Origin of the sequence: Streptomyces sp. NRRL S-350, from assembly GCF_000719705.1 — a bacterium.
In the GTDB taxonomy this organism is placed as follows: domain Bacteria; phylum Actinomycetota; class Actinomycetes; order Streptomycetales; family Streptomycetaceae; genus Kitasatospora.
In genome coordinates, this window is sequence record NZ_JOHO01000048.1 from 1 (window position 1) to 18546 (window position 18546).

Consider the following 18546-nt stretch of genomic DNA (forward strand, 5'->3'; position numbering starts at 1 on the left):
CATCCGCCTCTCCCGCCGCACCCTCGCCACCATCAAGGGCAACCTCTTCTGGGCCTTCGGCTACAACGTCGCAGCCCTGCCACTGGCCGCCGCCGGACTCCTCAACCCCATGATCGCCGGAGCCGCCATGGCCTTCTCCTCGGTCTTCGTGGTCGGCAACAGCCTCCGGCTGCGCCGCTTCCGCTGAGCCGCGCGCTCCTGACCACCCCACGCCGGGCCGGGGCCCCGGAACCCCGCCGGGTTCCGGGGCCCCGGCATGTCGGTGCGCGGGCCACGGAGCCAGGCGTCGGCGCGCACGGCGGTCGGCCGGTCAGCCCTCCGGCAGCCCCACGGCCTGCCAGCGGTACGCCGCGTCCTCCTGCCAGACCTGCAACTCGCCCTCCACCACCGCGGCGAGGCACAGCCGCCAGTCGTCGCCCATCGCCAGCGCGACCCGGGTGGCCGGGCGCAGCGTGGGGCGCCACCAGCGCGGACGGCGGGAGGTGCCGCCGGCCGGCAGCCGCAGCCGTACGCCGCCCGCACCGGCCAGGGCGATGGTCGGGCCGCCGCGGTGGCCCACCATGGCGATGTCGAGGGAGGGCTCGCCGTCGCCGATCTCGGTGCCCGCCCCGGCGGCGCCGACGGTGTGCAGCTGGACGGAGCCGTCCGGCCGCAGCGTGGCGGCCTGCGGTCCGGCGGAGGTGCGGGCCAGCGCCCCGGCGCGCGGCGTGCCGGCCGGGCCCAGCGGGCGCGGCGGCTCGGCCGAACCGGGCCGCCAGCTCAGCACCCGCCCGCCGTGCTCGACCAGGACCAGCCAGCAGCCGGGGCGTTCCTCGACCGCCGCCAGCACCCGGTCGGCGGGGCAGCCGGGCAGCTCCTGGCCGGTGAGGGTGAGGCCCGGCGCCCAGCGGTAGGAGCGCAGGGTGCCCCCGGCGGCCGTCCAGACCGTCATCTCCGCCGTCGGGTTGACGGCCCCCGCCAGGCCGCTGACCCCGCGCGCGGCCTCCCACCAGCCGCCCGCCGTACCGACCCAGAGGGTGCCGCCGCGGTCCTCGGCGCAGACCACCAGCTCGCCCTGGCGTCCGGCCCAGCCGGCCGCCAACTCCCGTACGACGCCGGGGCCCTGTCCGGTGGGCAGCCGGTGCCCGACGCGGCCGGGGCCGGCCAGCGCGGTGCCGTCGGCGCCACCGGTGACCACCAGCGGGCGCCCGGACCGGTCGGGCAGCACGGCCAGGCCCGAGGTGCGGGCCACCGGCCGGTGGGCGCGCAGCAGTTCGCGGCCGCGGGCGGCCCACGGGCCGAGCGGGGAGGGGCGGCGGTCCGGATCGCGGACCAGTGGTTCGCAGGCCCAGCGCACCAACTCCTCGGTGTAGCCGGCCGCGAGGAGTTCGGCGCGGGCCTGTTCGGCGGCGAGCCGGTGGTCGAGCCGGCCGTGGTCGGGCAGCAGCAGGGTGCGGGCGAGGGTGCCGACCGCGAAGAGGTCCTTGGCGGTGGTCGGGAAGCCGCCGACCTGCTCGGCCTCCGGCGGGACGTGCCCGGGGGTGAACACCGCGACCGTCAGGGTGTGGTCCAACGGGGCGAGGAAGGTCAGGTCGATCAGCTTGACCTGCCCCTGGCCGTCCACCAGGACGTTGGCGGGGGAGATGTCGCGGTGCACCCAGCGCTTGCGGTGCAGCTCGTCGACGATCCGGCAGAGCCGGGACAGCACTTCGGCCACGGCCGCCGGACCGCCGCGCTGGGTGCGGGCCCAGGTGTGCAGCGGCACGCCCTCGACCCACGGCGAGATCTGGTAGCCCAGCAGGCCGGCGGGGGGCGCCGCGCCGGGCCGGTGCGGCGAGGGGCCGAGCAGGAAGCTGGGCACGACCAGGTCGGTGACGCCCAGGCGGTGCGCGTTGTGCGAGACGTCGTCCCAGCGGCCGAGCCAGCGCCGCACCTCCGACGGGTCGCGCTCCAGCATGATCTTCGCGGCGACGAGCTCCTTGCGCCCGTTGTGGCCGGTGCGCACCGCCCGCCACACCTCGGCCTCGCCGCCCCGGTGGTGGAACTCCAGGAGTTCGTACTGCTCGGGGTCGAACTCCGGCCCGAACCGGAGGCCGGGCACCCAACGCGACTCGGACACACGACCCCCGACGCTTCTGACCGCTGCTGACGCGCTCGTTCATCTCCTGCTGATGCGTCGCCCAGGATAGTGCTCTTTCCTGTTCGTCTGTCCGATCGAGGGCCTATTCTGATGGCGCCCGAGCAACATCACGACATCACGTCAACTCATGACCGGCCGAACCGGGTTGATCATGGAGTGGGCGAAATCCGGACACAGGGGGGCGGCGCATGGCGCTGTTAGCGGTGCTGCTGATCGTGGTGGCACTGGCCGGTGCGGCCGCCGTCGTACTGGTCCGCCGCCGAAGGGCCCTGGACGCCGCGGCCGCGGCGAAAGCCCTGGCCGCGGCCGCCGAACGGCTCTCCGCCGGCAAGGCCGCCCAGGCCCGCCGCCGCTACGCGCGGATCGCCCGGCAACTGGCCGCCGGGCCCGGCGAACTGCGCCCGCAGCGCGGCCTCGCACTCCTCGGCCAGGCCGAGGCCACCGCCGCCACCGGCGACCGGCAGGCCACCCTCGCCCTGCACCGCGAGGCCTTCCCGCTGCTCGCCGACCCGGCCCGGCAACTGCCCCGGTGGAGCCTGCGACTCCTCGCCGAGGAGCAACTGCAGTCCCCGGACGGCGACCTCGCACCGCTGCTCGCCCTCCTCCAGGCCACCACCGCAGGCGCCGAACCCGGCGAGGAGGCCGAAACCGCCGCCCGCGCCCTCGACCGGCTCCAGCACCGGTGCCGCGAAGGCGCCCCCGAACAGCGCGACGACGCCACCGCCCGCGCCCTCGCCGCCCTGCCCGGCCGCGACTGGCCGGTGCTCGCCCGCGCCGCCCTGCTGCGCGACACCGCCCGCGCCGACCAGGCCGCCGCCCTGCTCGCCGCCGCGGCCCCCGACGGCAGCGGCGAACTCTGGTTCCGCTGGGGCGCCCAGCTGTACACCCTGCACCGCGACGAAACCGCCGTCGCCGCCTTCGACGAAGCACTGCGACGCGGCCCCGGCGAGCCCTCGCCCTGGGGACGCGGCCCGGCACTGCGCACCGACACCCTCCTCTTCCGCGGCCTTGCCCGGCAACGCCTCGGCGCCACCGAACCCGCCTGGGCCGACCTCGCCGCCGCCGCCGTGGAGACCCCGACCGACCCCAGGCCCCGCTACGCCCTCGGCCGGCTCGCCCTCCTCCTCGGCGCCGACGACCAGGCCCGGGAACAGTTCACCGCCGCCCTGACCGTCCAACCCGCCTTCGCCCCGGCCCGGTTCGGCCTCGCCCTGGTCAACGAACGGGCCGAACGCCCCGCCGACGCCGCCGCCGACTACCGGGCCGGCCTCGGCCAGGCCCCCGACTGGCGCCCCGCCCGGATCAGGCTCGGCGCCGCCCTGCTCGCCGCCGGGCAGGCCGACGCAGCCGAGCCCGTCCTGCGCGCCGAGGCCGACACCGAACCCGGCTCCCGCTGGACCCTGATCGCCGCCTTCCACCACGGCCTCGCCCTCGCCCGCACCGACGACCCGGCCGGCGCCCTCGCCCGCTGGGAGCCGCTGGACGACGAGGACCTGAACGAACGCCGGGCCCTGGCCCGTGACCGACTCGCCCGCACCCGCCTGGCCGCCGACCCGGGCGCCGCCCGCGAACTCTGGCAGCGGGCCGCCGCCGAACACCCGGCCGCCCCCGGCTACCGCGCCGCGCTGCGCGAAGCCGCCCTGCGCGAAGCCGCCCACCTGCTGGTCACCGGTCGCGACCACCCCGAACCACGCCGACACGCCGCCGACGCGCTCGCCCTCGCCGACAGCCTGCCCGGCGCCCTCACCCGCCGCCAGGCCCGGCTGCGCGCCGCCCTCGCCCTGGCCGCGGGCACCCCGCAGCCGGTCACCACCCTGCTCGACGCCGGCGGCGGCCTGCGCGACCGCTACCACCTGGCCGCCGCCGCCCTGCTGGCAGGCCGCCCGGCCCAGACGATCGCCCTGCTCGGCCCGCCCGACCCGGCCGGCGACCCCGCGACGGCCCGGCTGCGCGCCCTGCTCGCCGAACGGGCCGGCAACTGGGCCGTCGCGCTCGACTGGTACCGCCACTTCCTGACCGCCCCGACGCCCGCGGCTCAGGCCGGTGAGGCCGCCGGGACTCCCACCGGTGGGGCCCCCGCGACCCCCGCGACCCTCGCGGTACCGGCGACGCCCGCGGACTGCGCGCGCTGCGACCGGCCGGCCGCCGGCGCCTGCGGCGGCTGCGGCCGCGAAGCCTGCACCGACCACCTGCACGCCCCCGAGGGCGCAGCCACCCCCCGGTGCGTGACCTGCGCCGGGCCCGCGCTGCGCGCCGTCCTGGACTGCGCCCGCCGCGCCGGCACCCCCGAGCAGGCCGAACCCGTCCTCGCCGCCTGGGCCGCGGCCCTCGGCGACGGCGCCGCCGCCGCGCCGGTCCGGCTCGACCTCGCCCTCCTGCGCGCCGAACTCGGCCGCCTCGACGAGGCGTTGGCCGACCTCCCGGCCGACGCCACGACCGCCCGCGCCGCCGTCCTGGTCCGCCGGGCCGGCGCAGCCCTCGCTGCCGACCAGCCCGGACGGGCCGCCGCCGACCTGCGCCAGGCCCTCAACCTCGCCCCCGGCCACCCGCAGGCGGCAGGCGCGCTGGGACTGCTCGCCGAACACGAGGCGCACCAGCACGCCGTCGAGGGCCGCCACCGCGAGGCCTGGGAGGCCTACCGCGCACTGCTCCTCGAGGACCCGGCCCACCCCCGGCTGCTGCACGCCCTCGGCCTGACCGGCTACCGGCTCGCCGCCCCCGCCGCAGCGCCCGTCGCCGACCCTGCCGCCACCGCCACCGCCACCGACGACCCCGGCGGGTCCGGAGCACCCGACGCGGAGGTCTGGGGCTGGACGCTCGGCTGCCTGGTCGCCGCCCTGCACCAGCCCGAGCTGTGGGCCGAATCCGCCCGGATCACCGGCCGCACCGCCGAACCGCACCGGCTGACCGCCGCCCGTACCGGGCTCATCGACCGCCTCCGGGACGACCTGCGGGCCGTCGACCGGGCCGCCGGCCGCAGCGGCGACGAGGTCGACGCCTGGACGCTGCTCCTCGGCATGGAGGCCCACGCCGCCGACGTCCTCGCCCAGGAGGACATCCGGATAGCCCTGCCCGGCCGCCCGGCCCGCCGCCTGACGGCCGGCCCCACGCTCGACCGGCTGCTCCGCGCCGAGCCCGGACTCACCGCCTGGGCCGCGGCCTTCGACCAGGCCGTACGCGCCGGGCGGAGCCGCACCGAGGGCCCCGACGCACCGCCGCTCGCCCGGGCCCTCAGCCTGTACGGCGGGCTCGGCCCGCAGCACTACCTGCAGCTGAAGGGCCGCCAGGCCGCTGCCGTCGCCGCCCTGGACGCGGTGGCCGAGGCCGAACGCGGCGAGGCCTGGTACGCGCTGCTCGGCGAGACCCTGGTCAGCCAGGCCCGCGAGCACCACCGCAACCAGGACTGGCGCGAGGCGCTGGACTGCCTCAGCCGCGCGGCGGCCGTCCCCGGCGTCGACCTGCCCGCCGACGCCACCGCCATCGCCGCCGAATCCGGCGTCCGGGCCGCCCGCGCGCTGCTCAAGAACACCGTCGACGACCAGCCCGGGGCAGCCGACCTGCTGGAGCGGGCGTTCGCGCTGGCCCCCGACGACCCCGAGGTGCGCGGTGACCTCGGTGCCACCTACGCCCAGTGGGCCCGCAAGATCAACAACGAGGACAAGGACTACCCCCGCGCCCTCGACCTGCTGCAGAAGAGCCTGGAACTCGTCCCCGGCGACCCGACCGCCCGGCACTTCCTGGAAGCCGCCCTCGGCAACCGGGCCGGCGAACTCAGCCGCTCCGAAGCGACCGACGCGGAGCTGGAGGAGGCCGCCGACGCCTGGCGGGCACTGATCTCCCTCAACCCCGACCCGGACCACCGGCTCGGCCTCGCCTTCGTACTGCGCCACCTCTCCCGGTCCGCCGCCTTCGCCGACGACCGCGTCCGCGCGGTGCGGTCGATGGCCGAGGCCCTGGACGCCGACCCGGAGTGGGACGGCGACGCCGACCGGGAGGCTCCGCGCCGCGTCGCGGTGATGCTCGCCAACCACGTCGTGGACGCCCTCCAGGACAAGCCGTTCACCACCCAGGCCGCCATGCTGCAGAAGGCCAAGTCCTACGACGACTCACCCGACATCCGCCGCCTGATGGTCAGCGTCTGGCGGGGCGAGGCCATCGGCCACTACGAGGCCCGCCGCTACCGCGAGGCGATCCGGCTGCTGGAGGAAGCGCTCGGCCTGTCCGCCACCCCGGAGGACACCGACAAGCTGCACCGCGAACTCGGCATCGTCCACGGCTCCTACGCCGTCCAGCAGGCCAACGCCCGGCAACTGCGGGCAGCCCGGGACCTGGCCCGGAAGGCCGTCGAGTACAGCCCGGACGACGCGGAGCTGCGGGCGATGCAACGGCGGATCAACTCGCTCTACTGACGGCAACCGCACGGCAGTTGCCGTCGTCCTAGACCGTGCGCGCCCCAGGTCGGGCCGGCTGATCCGGCCGCCCCGACCGATCCGGTCGCCCCGCACCGCAAGAGCCGTCCGACCGCAAGAGCCGCAAGAGCCGCAAGAGCCGCAAGAGCCGCAAGAGCCGCAAGGCCACCCGAGCCGTCCCGACCGTCCCAGCCGTCGTGAGGAGAGAGACCGCCCGCCATGCCACTGCACGAACCGTCGCCGTACGAGGTCCTGGGCATCCCGCTCACGGCCGGGGTGCGCGAGATCAACCTCGCCGTCGGGCCCGCGATGCGGGCGGCCCGCTACACCCGCCAGCAGATCCAGGAGGCCGCCGCGCTGCTGCGGAACCCGGACCGGCGGCTGGAGTCCGACCTCCAGCAGCCCCTTCCACCGGAGCCGGTCGACCAGGCCGCCGACCTGCTGGCGCCCGCGCTCGCCGAACCGCTGCTGGTGATCGAGCGCCCGCCGCTGCCGCCCGTCCCCGCCCTCCTGGCACTCCACCGCTCCGAACTGGCCGCCGACTTCGCCGAGCCCGCCCCGTCCGGAGCCGACCCCGAACCGCCCGTCCCCGCCCGCTACGCGGCCGACCTGTCCGTGCTGCCGCAGATCGAGGTCCCCGAATGACCGACGCACCGACCGCATCCCTGCTCGACGGCCACCGGCGGCTGGAGGTCCCGCCCGGCGTCGAGGACGTCGACCTGGAGCGGAAGTTCGCCCAACTGCTCTTCCGGGCGTCCCTGTTGGGGAGCAAGCTGACGGAGCAGCAGCAGGCCGCCCGGAGCGAGCAGCGGGAACTGCTCGGAATCCTGGTCGAGGTGGACGACGCGCTCGCCGCCCTCGGCCTGGACGGCGAGCTGGTGGCGCTCGGGCGCGGCGCCGGCATCGAGGCCACCCGGCGCCGGCTGCTCGGCCGGCTGGCCAAGGCCAAGGTCCGCCCGATGCGCCTGGAGGGCATGACGGCCGACCCGGACCTGACCGAGATCGTGGGGACCGAGGCCCGGGCCGGGGTGGCACCGGAGACGGTGGTGCGCACGGTGGTCACCGGGTTCTTCTGGGGCGACGAGGTGTTGCGGCGGGCCCAGGTGGTGGTCGCCGCACCGGGGCTGGAGCCGGAGCCTGCGCTTGGGTCCGAGCCTGACCTGAGGCCTGAGCTGGGGCCTGAGCTGGGGCCTGAGTCGGGGCCGGAGGCGGCGGAAGCCCCGGAGTCGGCCTCCGCCGAGGTCGGGGACGCGATCGGGGACGCGATCCGGGACGCGCTCCAGGGGGAGGAGCCCGGCCAGCCCGCCGACATCACACCCGCCACGCCCGAACCGGCCCGGGAAGCGGCCTCCGGACCGGCCCCCGAGCCGGCCCCCGGACCGGCCGGCCAGGACGCCGCGTCGGTCGCCCGCGCCCAGCCCAAGGCGGCCCCGCCCCGGGCCCGCCGCAAGCCCCCGGCCGCCGGCAAGCGGGCCAAGCGCAAGAAGTAGCCAGGACCACGAGGGGCAAGAGGGGAACTACATGTACCGCACACTCGGCATCGACCTGGGCACCACCAACTCCGTGGTCGCCCACCTGCGGCGGGGCGAGCCGGAGATCATCTTCAACCGGCAGAACCAGGAGGCCACACCGTCCGTGGTCGGCAGCGGCCGCAAGGGCGAGCTGCTGGTGGGCTCCACCGCGCGCAGCCGGATCGCCATCGACGGCGCCAACGTGATCCGCTCGGTCAAGCGCTTCATGGGCCGCAAGTTCAAGGACCCGCAGGTCCAGGCGGCTCTCAAGGAGGTCGACTACAAGGTCACCGCGGGCACCGACGGGGACGTCAACGTCTGGTTCAACGGCCGCTCCTACACCCCGATCGAGATCTCCGCGATCATCCTGCACCGGCTCAAGGAGGACGCCGAGCAGCGCTTCGGCGAGCCCTTCCCCCGGGCCGTCATCACCGTGCCCGCCTACTTCGGCGAGCGGCAGGTCGCGGCCACCCAGGAGGCGGGCCGGATGGCCGGCCTGCACGTGCTGCGGATCATCAACGAGCCGACCGCCGCCGCGCTCGCGTACGGGATCACCTCCGAGGCGGGCGACGAGGGCAGGACCGTCCTGGTCTACGACCTCGGCGGCGGCACCTTCGACATCTCCATCCTGCTGCTGGTGCCCGGCTCGGTGTCGGTGCTCGGCATCGAGGGCGACAACCTGCTCGGCGGCGACGACTTCGACCGCGCGATCACCACCGCGCTGCTGGAGGACATCCGCGAGGAGTACGGCTCGGACTACCAGCCCGACCTGCGGGACCGCCCGAAGATCGGCTCCACCGCCGAGACCATCAAGATCGAGCTCTCCAACCAGGAGTCCTCCGAGGTCATCCTGCCCGGGCTCGGCGCCGGACAGCTGGTGCTGGAGACCGAGTTCGAGCGCGCCCGCTTCGAGGAGCTGATCGAGGCGCAGATCGAGCGCACCATCGAGCTGACCCACAAGGCCATCATGCAGGCCAACCTGACCGTCGGGGACATCGACGAGGTGGTGCTGGTCGGCGGCTCCACCGCGATCCCGTTGGTCGCCCGGCGGCTCGGCGAGGTGTTCGGCCCCCGCCGGATCCGGCGCGGTGTCAACCCGATGCAGTGCGTGGCGTTGGGCGCGGCCGTGCAGTCCGCGCTGGTCGGCGAGGTGGAGTGCCCCGAGTGCCGGGCCCCGGGGGACCTCTCCGCCTCCAACTGCGCCAACTGCGCCACCTCCCTGCTCGGCGGTGCCCGGGTCTCCTGCGCGACCTGCCACATCCCGGTGAGTCCGGACGCCGCCGAGTGCCCCAAGTGCGGTCAGGACATGAACGCTCCCGGCGGTGGCGGTGCCGTCGTCCCGAAGCAGACGCAGGCCACCACGGTGGTCCGCAGCGACAACTGCCCGCGCTGCGGCACCCCGGCCGCCCCCGGCGTCACCGCCTGCGAACTCTGCGGCGAATCGCTCAACTCGGCCGCCCCCGGCCAGACGAGGGTGGCCTCCACCGCCGCCGAGGACGTCGGCCTGCGCTGCGCCGCCTGCGGCGTGGTCAACCCGCCGGGCAGCGAGGTCTGCCAGGGCTGCGGCGAGCTGATGCAGGTCACCAACCCGTTCGACATCACCCCGAAGAACCTCGGCATCGAGCTCAACGACGGCCGCCTCGCGGTCATCATCCCCAAGAACACCAGCTATCCGACCGGTTCGCCGGTCAGCCGGGAGTTCGTCGTCTCCGGCAGCGGCCGCCAGCGGCTGGAGATCGCGGTCTACGAGGGCGAGCACGAGATCGCCCAGCAGAACGAGCTGATCGGCCACCTCACCCTGCGCCTGCCCGAGGGCCTGGGCGGCCGGGCCCCGGTGGAGGTCTCCTTCGGTCTCGACCGCGACCGCACCATCACCCTGTCCGTCCGGATCCAGGGCGGCGCCGAGAAGACCGTCAAGCTGGAGCGGGTCACCCTCGACCCGGAGCTGAAGGTCCAGGTCGAGGAGCAGCAGCGGCAGATCGAGTCCTTCACCGACCGCTGGGGCGGCGAGCTGACGGAGGCCGAGATGCGCGAGGCCCAGCGGCTGCTGGAGACCCTGGACGACCTGGCGGCCGGCCAGACCCGCGGCCAGTCGGTGGACCAGGCCCTGGAACGGGCCCAGCTCCAGCTGAAGGCCCAGCGCTGGGTGCGCGGCTCGGAGGCGTACCTGAGCCTGTTCCTCCACTACTGCGAGAAGCACCTCGACCCGAGCGACCTGGACCGGCTCCGGTCGGTCGCCGCCGAGCTGCGGCTGCGCCGGGAGGCGGCCGACTGGGAGGGCGCGATGGACGCAGCCCAGCGGGCGGACGAGCTGTGCGACTCGCTCGGCCACACCATGCGGATGCTCACCATGTGCAACGTCTACGTGACCCAGAACATGGTCTCGCCCGCCCTCGGCCAGCTGATCATGGCGGAACTGCGCGGGCTGGACGCGGCCGTGGAGGCGCCCAACATGGAGGAGGTCAACCGGCACATGTCGAACCTGCTCGCGCTGTACGCGCAGGCCCAGCGGGAGCTGGGCAGCGAGCCGAGCGCCGAGTCGCTGGGCCCGGTGCGCCCGGAGGAGGCCGGTCCGCGATGAGCCCCGTGACCGATCCCGAGGTGCTCTGCCCGCTGTGCAAGGTGGCGGCGGATCCGCAGAGCCTGTGCTGCCCCTCCTGCCGGGAGGACCTGTCCGCGCTGTTCCGGCTGCGTTACGCCGGTCGGATCGACTACAACCGGGCGCTCGACGCGCTGCACGCCGGTGACACCGCCACCGCGCTGTTCCGGTTGCGCAGTGCGCTGGCGGCCGAGCCGGACCTGGATCCGGCGCGTGAGCTGCTGGAATCACTGCTGGTGACGGAATGAGGGACTGACGGGGGCGGAGGGGGTGGGTGGTGGCGGGCCGGGGTCCGCCGGGCCGACGGGCGACACGCCCTAGGACCGAGCAATCCCGGCGTGCCGCCTCGCGGATCGCGTGTGATCGAGGGCGAGTGTGATCGTCACACTGATTGCCCCTCCCAAGGAGTCACGCAATGCGCATTCGCACCTACCTCGCCGCCTCGGCCGTCGCCGCGGTGTGCGTGCTCGCCGGTGCCGGTACCGCCGCCGCCGACGCCAACGCCAACGGTGTCGCCTTCGGCTCGCCCGGGGTCCTCTCCGGCAACCAGATCCAGATCCCGATCCACATCCCGATCAACATCTGCGGGAACTCGGTGGACCTGGTCGGGATCGCCAACCCCGCCTTCGGCAACATCTGCATCAACGCGTGACCCGAGTACTGGGGCCGTCCGTCGACCGCGACGGACGGCCCCAGTGCCGTGTCGGCCCGCCGTTCGGCGATGCCGCCGGGACGGCCGAGGGCCCGACCCCCGCGACGGTGGCCGGGCCCTCGCGCCGCTCCGTCAGATCCGGCCGAACGCCCGGAGCATGTACTCCGAGCGGTCCACCGGGTTGAGGTCGGTGCGCCGCCGGCTCGGCGCCGCCCCGACCACCGGCTGGAAGCGGTGGAACCGGGTGACCAGTACGCCCTCGCCCTGGCTCAGCCCCGGCAGCCGCTGCTCGAACTCCCGCACCGTCCGGGCCGGGATCGTCCCCTCCACCAGGCAGCTGCCGCCCTGGACCCGGGTGGTCTCCGGGGTGGCGCCGCACTCCACCAGGTTCAGCAGGACGGCACTGGCGTTCTCGCCCGGCACCTCCAGCTCGAAGCGGTTGACCGGCTCGTACACCTGGGTGCCCGCCTGCTTGAGCGCGTTCATCAGCACCAGCGGGGTGAGCTTGCGGAAGTCGCCCGCCGCGCTGACCGGGCTGGCGAACCCGGAGTGGGTGAGGGTCACCAGGACGTCCAGCACCTCCCAGCCGTTCAGCCCCTGCCGCAGGGTGGCCCGCACCGCCTCCTCGACGGCCTTGTGGAAGGCGTGCGGCAGCGAGCCCAGCTCCACCGAACGGCGGAACACCACCCCCGAGCCCGGCTCCCCGGGCTCCACCCGCAGGCCGATCGTGGCCCAGAAGAAGGTCTTGCTCCGGTGGTCGATCTCCTCCACCGACTCGCCGACCCCGATCGGGCGCTCGACGCAGACGATCCGGGTGCCCTCGAAGGCCACGTCCAGCTTGAAGTCGTCGGCGAGCGTCGCCGCGATGACCTCCTTCTGCACCTCGCCGTAGAGCGAGACGGCGATCTCCTGTTCCTCGTCGTCCTTGCGGACGTTGATGAACGGGTCCTGGTCGGCCAACTGCAGCAGTGCGTCGTACAGTTCGGGCATCGCGCCGGGCCGGGAGGGCCGGATCACGGTCTCCAGACCCGGGGGCGCGAACAGGTGCTCCCCGTCCAGCCCCTCGGCCGAACCGAGCCGGTCGCCGATCCGGACGTCCCTGAGCCCCCAGACCTTGGCGATGTCCCCGGCCCGGGCCGGCGACTCGACGACGGCCGAGCCCCGGTCGAAGACCTCCACCACGGTGGTGCGGCCGGGCAGTTCGGTGACCGCTCCGTGCTGGTCGCGCCGGAACACGGACACCTTCGAACGCGGCCCGAGCTCGCCCCCGCGCAACCGGACGTAGGCGACCTTCTCGCCCGCCCACCCGCGCTCGATCTTGAACACCGTGCCCTGGAGCGTGCCCTCGGAGCCGCCGTGACCGACCGGAAACAGCCGGGTGACCCCGTCCACCAGGGCGCCGGTGCCGGCGCCCGTCACCGCCGAGCCGAAGAGCACCGGGTAGAGCTGGGCCCGGGCCGCCTGGCGGGCGAGTTCCGCGGTGTAGTCCTGCGCGGTCAGGGAGGCCTCGGCCTCGACGTAGCGGGCCAGGAAGTCGTCGCCGTGCTCGGCCAGGACGTCGGCCAGTTGGGTGGCGAAGTCCGGATCGTCCGCCCCGACCGCCCGGGCGAGCGCCCGCGCCCCCGGGGTGCCGAGCCCTTCGACCCTGGTCAGGGGGACGATGGCGGGGGTGAGCTCGGTGCGGATCTCGTCCAGGAGGTCCTGGTGGCGCGCGCCCACCCGGTCGATCTTGTTGACGAAGAGGATGACCGGCATGCGCAGCTTCACCAGCGTGCGCATCAGCAGCCGGGTCTGGGCCTGTACGCCCTCCACGGCGGAGATGACGAGCACCACGCCGTCGAGCACGCCGAGGGCCCGTTCCACCTCGGAGATGAAGTCCGGGTGGCCGGGGGTGTCGATGAGGTTGACCTTGACGTCGTCGACGGTGAAGGACACCACCGCGGACCGGATGGTGATGCCGCGGCGGCGTTCGAGTTCGTGCGAGTCGGTCTGGGTGTCGCCGCGGTCGACGCTGCCGACGCGGTCGATGACGCCGGCGGTGTGCAGCAGCCGCTCGGTCAGGCTGGTCTTACCGGCGTCGACATGGGCCAGGATTCCGATGTTCACGCTTGTCAAGACGTGTGTCCCCTAGTTCTACGGTCTTCGTACGGACTACCGGAGCGACACGGATCTTTCGGGGCACGTCCTTCTCCTCGTGACTCGGTCTGGCTGGTAATGGGATTCGGTGCGACCGCAGGGGGCAACCGGCCGCATCCTAACAGCACTTGACGATCAGCCGGCCGGTCGGCGGGGGCGGTCGGCAGGGGGTGCTTCCGCCGGGGGCCGGGAGTCGGACCGCTCCGGAAATGCGCAGCCGCCGCCGTGGAACTGCGCGCCTGCCACCTTGCGCGGATTCCTGTCGAGACGCCGCCGAGCACCCGGACGTACCCGGGGCCGAGGGAAAACCGGGCGACATCGGAGGCATGGTGAAGTTCGACGTTCCGGGCCCGCTGGAAGCCCTCGGCAGGGGAAATCCGTGCACCGACTTCGTAACCGGGGAAGGCGAGCGGAACGTCCGCCCGGGGTGCCCCGGAACCGGCCCGTCGACGGTCGGCCGCGGCCGGCCCCCGACACGCCCGGCACCCCCGAACGGGGGTGGTGGCGGACCACCACGGCAGGGATCATGGAGTGCCGCCGGGCCGGCACCGGGAGCGTCCCCGGCGCCGCCGCCCGCCCCGCCGCCCCGCGTCACCCAGGAGGCAGAACATGCCGACCACGCCGACCCCGCGCAGCTACGCCTCCGGCACCTCGGACGTCCCGCTGCTCGGCGACACGATCGGGGAGAACCTCGACCGCGCGGTCCGGGCCTTCCCCGAGCGCGAGGCCCTGGTGGACCGGCCCACCGGCCGCCGCTGGACGTACGCCGAACTCGCCGCCGACGTCGACGCCCTCGCACTCGGGCTGCTGGACCTCGGCATCGCCAAGGGCGACCGGATCGGCATCTGGGCGCCCAACTGCGCCGAGTGGGCGCTCACCCAGTACGCCACCGCGAAGCTCGGGGCGATCCTCGTCACGGTCAACCCGGCCTACCGCGCCCACGAGTTGGAGTACGTGCTCAACCAGGCCGGGATCCGGCTGCTGGTCGCCGCCGAGCGCTTCAGGACCTCCGACTACGCCGCGATGATCGACGAAGTCAGGCCGCGCTGCACCGGGTTGGAGCGGGTGGTGCTGATCGGCGGCCCTGCGTGGGACGAGGTCCTCGCCGCCGGGCGCCGGGCCGATCCGGCCGCCCTCGCCGAACGGGAGGGCGAGTTGGCGCCCGACGACCCGATCAACATCCAGTACACCTCCGGGACGACGGGCTTCCCCAAGGGCGCGACCCTGTCGCACCACAACATCCTCAACAACGGGTACTTCGTCGGGGAACTGCTCGACTACACGGAGCAGGACCGCATCTGCGTCCCGGTGCCCTTCTACCACTGCTTCGGCATGGTGATGGGCAACCTCGCCGCCATCTCCCACGGTGCCTGCACGGTCATCCCCGCCCCCTCCTTCGACCCGGGCGCCACCCTCGCCGCCGTCGCCGCCGAACGCTGCACCTCGCTGTACGGCGTGCCGACCATGTTCATCGCCGAACTCGCCGACCCCGACTTCCCGCGGTACGACCTCACCAGCCTGCGCACCGGCATCATGGCCGGCTCGCCCTGCCCGAGCGAGGTGATGAAGGAAGTCATCGAGCGGATGGGCATGGCCGGGGTCGCCATCTGCTACGGCATGACCGAGACCTCGCCGGTCTCCACCCAGACCCGCGCCGACGACTCGGTCGAGCGCCGGGTCTCCACCGTCGGCCGGGTCGGCCCGCACCTGGAGGTCAAGGTGATCGACCCGGCCACCGGCCGGACCGTCCCGCGCGGCGAGCCCGGCGAACTGTGCACCCGCGGCTACTCCGTCATGCTCGGCTACTGGAACGAGCCCGAGCGCACCGCCGAGGCCGTCGACACCGCCCACTGGATGCACACCGGAGACCTCGCGGTGATGGACGACGACGGGTACCTCGCCATCACCGGGCGGATCAAGGACATGGTGATCCGCGGCGGCGAGAACCTCTACCCCCGCGAGATCGAGGAATTCCTCCACACCCACCCCGACATCCTCGACGTCCAGGTCATCGGCGTCCCCGACCCCAAGTACGGGGAGGAGCTGATGGCCTGGATCCGGATGCGCGAGGGCGCCGAGCCGCTCACCGCCGAGACCGTCCGGGCGTACTGCACCGGCCGGCTCGCGCACGTCAAGATCCCGCGCTACGTGCACGTGGTCGAGGAGTTCCCGATGACGGTCACCGGGAAGATCCGCAAGGTCGAGATGCGGGAGGCGGCGCTGCGGATCCTGGGGCTGTAGGCCGCCCTCGGCCCGCAGGGCCCGGCCCGCGTGGGGGCGCCGCCGGCCGACGCCGTCCGGGCCGTCGGCCGCCTCGCGCCTGCCGTCGCCCTCCCGGCGGGCTCCGTGCTCCGGGGCGCCGTGGTACTCGCCCCCCGAACACCGACGGCCGGCGGGGGCGGAAGCCCCGGCCGGCCGTCGACGAGCGGATCGGTTACCGTGCGCCCCATTCCTGGTCGGTGGGGACGATCTCGCGGCCCAGCGGCATCAGCGAGACCGGGATCATCTTGAGGTTGGCCCACCCGAACGGGATTCCGATGATCGACAGGAACAGCGGAATGCTCGTGATGAGGTGCCCGATCGCCAGCCACCACCCGGCGAACACCAGCCAGATGACATTGCCCACGAACGAAGCGGCCCCGGAATCCGGCCGTTCCACCGCCGTCCGGCCGAACGGCCAGAGGATGAACCCGGCAATCCGGAACGAGGCGATGCCGAACGGGATGGTGATCACGAGTACGCAGCAGATGATTCCGGCGAGCACGTAGGCGAGCGCCATCCAAATGCCGCAGAAAAGGAGCCAGATGACATTGAGGATGAACTTGATCGCCTTCATGGCTGGAACCTTCTCATGACTCGTGGTCCTGCGGCTACGACCGTCCCGTGCCCGCTCACGGGCGTGTCCACCCCCTTGGGGGGCGTTCCTCAGGGCCGAACCGGGGACGTTCCCGGGCGGTGCGCGTCATGCGGCGGGGTCCGGGCGGCGGGGTCCGTGCCGCAGGGGCCGGGCGGCGGGTCCGGGCGGGGCGTTCAGGCGGGGCGGGGGAGGTAGGCCAGGCCGTGCGCGCCCGGGGCGTCGAGCTTGGGAACGGCGAGGCGGGAGACGGGAGCGAGGGTGTCGAGGTCGATGATGTCGACGGTGGAGGAGACGACGCAGGAGACGTAGGCGAGGCGGCCGTCGGGGGAGGAGGTGATGGTCAGCGGGAAGAGGCCGACCTCGACCGAACCGAGGCGGCGGTGGGTGTCGGCGGAGAAGACGGTGAGCCGGCCGGGGAGTTGGCGGCCCAGGGCGGAGCCCGGGTCGGGGACCGTGCGGACCTCGCCGGCCAGGAGCCTGCCGGTGGAGGTGAGGTGGACGGGGAGGGCTGCGGACCCGGTCGGGAGGGTGGCGACGACCGAGGCCGAACGGGTGTCGACGACGCGGATGCCGGGGGTCGCGTCGGGCGCCGCGGCGAAGCCGAGGTAGGGCCCCGCGACGTAGGCCCGGGTGCCGTCGGGGGAGACGGCGAGTCCCTCGCTCCCGGGGACCTCGATCCTGGCGGTCAGGACACCCCGGTCCAGGTCCACGACGGAGACGAACGGGGCCTCCTTGTTGGTGGCGTAGCCGGTCCGGCCGTCCGGGGAGATCGCGAACCAGTGCGGGCCGGGGGCGTCGGTGTCGATCCGGCCGATCGGGCGGCGGGTCTCGGTGTCGATGACGACGACGCCGCCCGGGCGCTCCGCCGAGCCCTCCACGCTGACGTAGAGCCGGTTGCGGGCGGTGTCCAACGCCAGCCCGTGCGGGCCGTGCTCGGGGGCGAGGTCGATCACCTCGACGATGCGGCGGGTGTCGGCGTCGATGACGGTGACCTCGGTGCGCCGGCCGCTGTTGGCGTGGTAGTAGCCCGAGTGGTAGGCGCTGGTGCAGCAGAGCAGCCGTCGGCTCGGGTCGAAGCACAACTCGTGCGGCTCGGCGAGGACTTCGACGGTGTCCAGGTGGCGGTCGGTGGCGGCGTCGAAGAAGGAGACGGTCGGGCCGCTCTGGCTGACGACGGCGAGGACGTCGCCGGCGCGGTCGGTGCGGTCGACGGGGGCGGGGGACTGCGGCATCGGAACTCCTTGACGGGGTTTCTCGGACGCGTCCCACTCTGGTCGGCCGGCCCGGCCGGAACAATGCAAGGATGAGCACCCGATAGTTGCCGCAGGCGTAAGAACACTGGTCAGGAGTGTGCCGCCGATGGATCTCAACCTGCTGCGGGCCCTGGACGCCCTGCTCCAGGAGAACAGCGTCACCCGCGCCGCCGAACGCCTCGGGACCTCCCCGGCCGCCGCCAGCCGGATGCTGGCCCGGCTGCGCCGCGCCGTCGGGGATCCGCTGCTGGTGCGGGCCGGGCAGGGCCTGGTGCCGACCCCGCGGGCGCTCGAACTGCGGGAGGAGGTAGGGGCGTTGCTCCGGGGCTGCGACAGCGTGCTGCGGCCCGGGGCGGGCTTCGATGCCGTGCACCTCGACCGCACCTTCACCGTGCAGGCCGGTGAGCTGGTGCTGGTGCGGGTGGCCGGGGCCCTCACCGAGCGGATCCGGGCCCAGGCCCCGCAGGTGGACGTGGTGTTCCTGCCGGAGGCGCTGGAGGGCGGCCCGGCCTTGCGGCAGGGGCTGGTGGACGTCGAGTTGGGCGTGCTCGGGCACCTGGATCCGGAGGTCCGCACCCGGACGCTGCTCCGGGCGCCGATGGTCGGCGTGGCCCGGGGCGGCCACCCGCTCTTCGACGGCCGCCGGATCACCGCCCGGCGGTTCGCCGAGGCCGACCACATCGGCATCTCGCGGCGCGGCAAGCGCCTCGGGCCGATCGACACCGCACTGGCCGGCCTGGGGCTGCGGCGCCGGGTGTCGGTCGTGGTGCCCAGCCACACCGGGGCGATGCTGCTGGCCCGGGACACCGACCTGGTCGCGCTCGGCCTGGCGGACTGGCTGCCGGACACGGTGGCCGCGCTGGGGCTGCGCACCTTCCCGATCCCGCTCGAACTCGCGCCGCTGGAGCTGGGAATGGCCTGGCATCCGCGCAACTCGGCGGACCCGGAGCACCGTTGGTTCCGCGAGCACGTCGCGGCCGCCGTCCTGGGGGCGGCGGCGCCGTGAGAGC

At 74.4% G+C, this 18546-nt stretch carries 13 protein-coding genes; 9 read left to right on the forward strand and 4 right to left on the reverse strand.

Features of this window, described 5'->3' with window-relative positions; translation table 11 throughout:
- On the forward strand, positions 1-187 hold a 187-nt coding region (locus tag IF30_RS0130315; RefSeq protein ID WP_158835595.1), incomplete at its 5' end, for a hypothetical protein.
- A 123-nt stretch (positions 188-310) separates the two neighbouring features.
- Here the strand turns inward: IF30_RS0130315 and IF30_RS0130320 are convergent.
- Positions 311-2098: a serine/threonine protein kinase gene (locus tag IF30_RS0130320; protein ID WP_030244409.1), complete on the reverse strand. Its 1788-nt coding sequence runs from the start codon at positions 2096-2098 to the stop codon at positions 311-313.
- 209 nt (positions 2099-2307) lie between these two features.
- Between IF30_RS0130320 and IF30_RS0130325 the strand changes: the two genes are divergently transcribed.
- From IF30_RS0130325 to IF30_RS0130350, 6 genes are all read left to right on the forward strand, one after another.
- The gene (locus IF30_RS0130325; RefSeq protein WP_030244411.1) at positions 2308-6528 is read left to right on the forward strand and encodes a hypothetical protein; all 4221 of its coding nucleotides are present in this window, start codon (positions 2308-2310) and stop codon (positions 6526-6528) included.
- 219 nt (positions 6529-6747) lie between these two features.
- Positions 6748-7173: a hypothetical protein gene (locus IF30_RS0130330; protein ID WP_030244412.1), complete on the forward strand. Its 426-nt coding sequence runs from the start codon at positions 6748-6750 to the stop codon at positions 7171-7173.
- The gene (locus IF30_RS0130335) at positions 7170-8018 is read left to right on the forward strand and encodes a nucleotide exchange factor GrpE (protein WP_030244414.1); all 849 of its coding nucleotides are present in this window, start codon (positions 7170-7172) and stop codon (positions 8016-8018) included. Before IF30_RS0130330 ends, IF30_RS0130335 begins: the two co-directional genes overlap by 4 nt.
- 31 nt (positions 8019-8049) lie before the next feature.
- The gene (locus tag IF30_RS44065; RefSeq protein ID WP_051711551.1) at positions 8050-10620 is read left to right on the forward strand and encodes an Hsp70 family protein; all 2571 of its coding nucleotides are present in this window, start codon (positions 8050-8052) and stop codon (positions 10618-10620) included.
- A complete protein-coding gene (locus IF30_RS0130345) occupies positions 10617-10886 on the forward strand; it encodes a hypothetical protein (RefSeq protein ID WP_030244420.1) in 270 nt (89 codons plus the stop codon). The genes IF30_RS44065 and IF30_RS0130345 overlap by 4 nt, the downstream gene beginning before the upstream one ends.
- A 167-nt stretch (positions 10887-11053) precedes the next feature.
- Positions 11054-11290 (forward strand): chaplin, encoded by a 237-nt coding sequence (locus IF30_RS0130350; protein WP_030244421.1) that lies wholly within the window; start codon positions 11054-11056, stop codon positions 11288-11290.
- A 132-nt stretch (positions 11291-11422) separates the two neighbouring features.
- Here the strand turns inward: IF30_RS0130350 and IF30_RS0130355 are convergent, their stop codons facing one another.
- On the reverse strand, positions 11423-13405 hold the full coding sequence (locus tag IF30_RS0130355; RefSeq protein WP_030244424.1) for an elongation factor G: 1983 nt from the start codon (positions 13403-13405) through the stop codon (positions 11423-11425).
- A 630-nt stretch (positions 13406-14035) separates the two neighbouring features.
- On the opposite strand from IF30_RS0130355, the gene IF30_RS0130360 reads away from it, so the two are divergent.
- Positions 14036-15667 carry an AMP-binding protein gene (locus IF30_RS0130360; protein ID WP_030244425.1) on the forward strand — a complete coding sequence of 544 codons (1632 nt, stop codon included), beginning with the start codon at positions 14036-14038 and terminating at the stop codon, positions 15665-15667.
- A 193-nt stretch (positions 15668-15860) separates the two neighbouring features.
- On the opposite strand, the gene IF30_RS0130365 is transcribed toward IF30_RS0130360, so the two are convergent.
- Entirely contained in the window at positions 15861-16262 is a 402-nt protein-coding gene (locus IF30_RS0130365) for a YccF domain-containing protein (protein WP_030244427.1), read from the reverse strand.
- Between the two features lie 194 nt (positions 16263-16456).
- Positions 16457-17515: a YncE family protein gene (locus tag IF30_RS0130370; protein ID WP_030244428.1), complete on the reverse strand. Its 1059-nt coding sequence runs from the start codon at positions 17513-17515 to the stop codon at positions 16457-16459.
- A gap of 127 nt (positions 17516-17642) precedes the next feature.
- On the opposite strand from IF30_RS0130370, the gene IF30_RS0130375 reads away from it, so the two are divergent.
- A complete protein-coding gene (locus IF30_RS0130375; RefSeq protein ID WP_030244429.1) occupies positions 17643-18542 on the forward strand; it encodes a LysR family transcriptional regulator in 900 nt (299 codons plus the stop codon).
- Positions 18543-18546 lie beyond the last annotated feature (4 nt).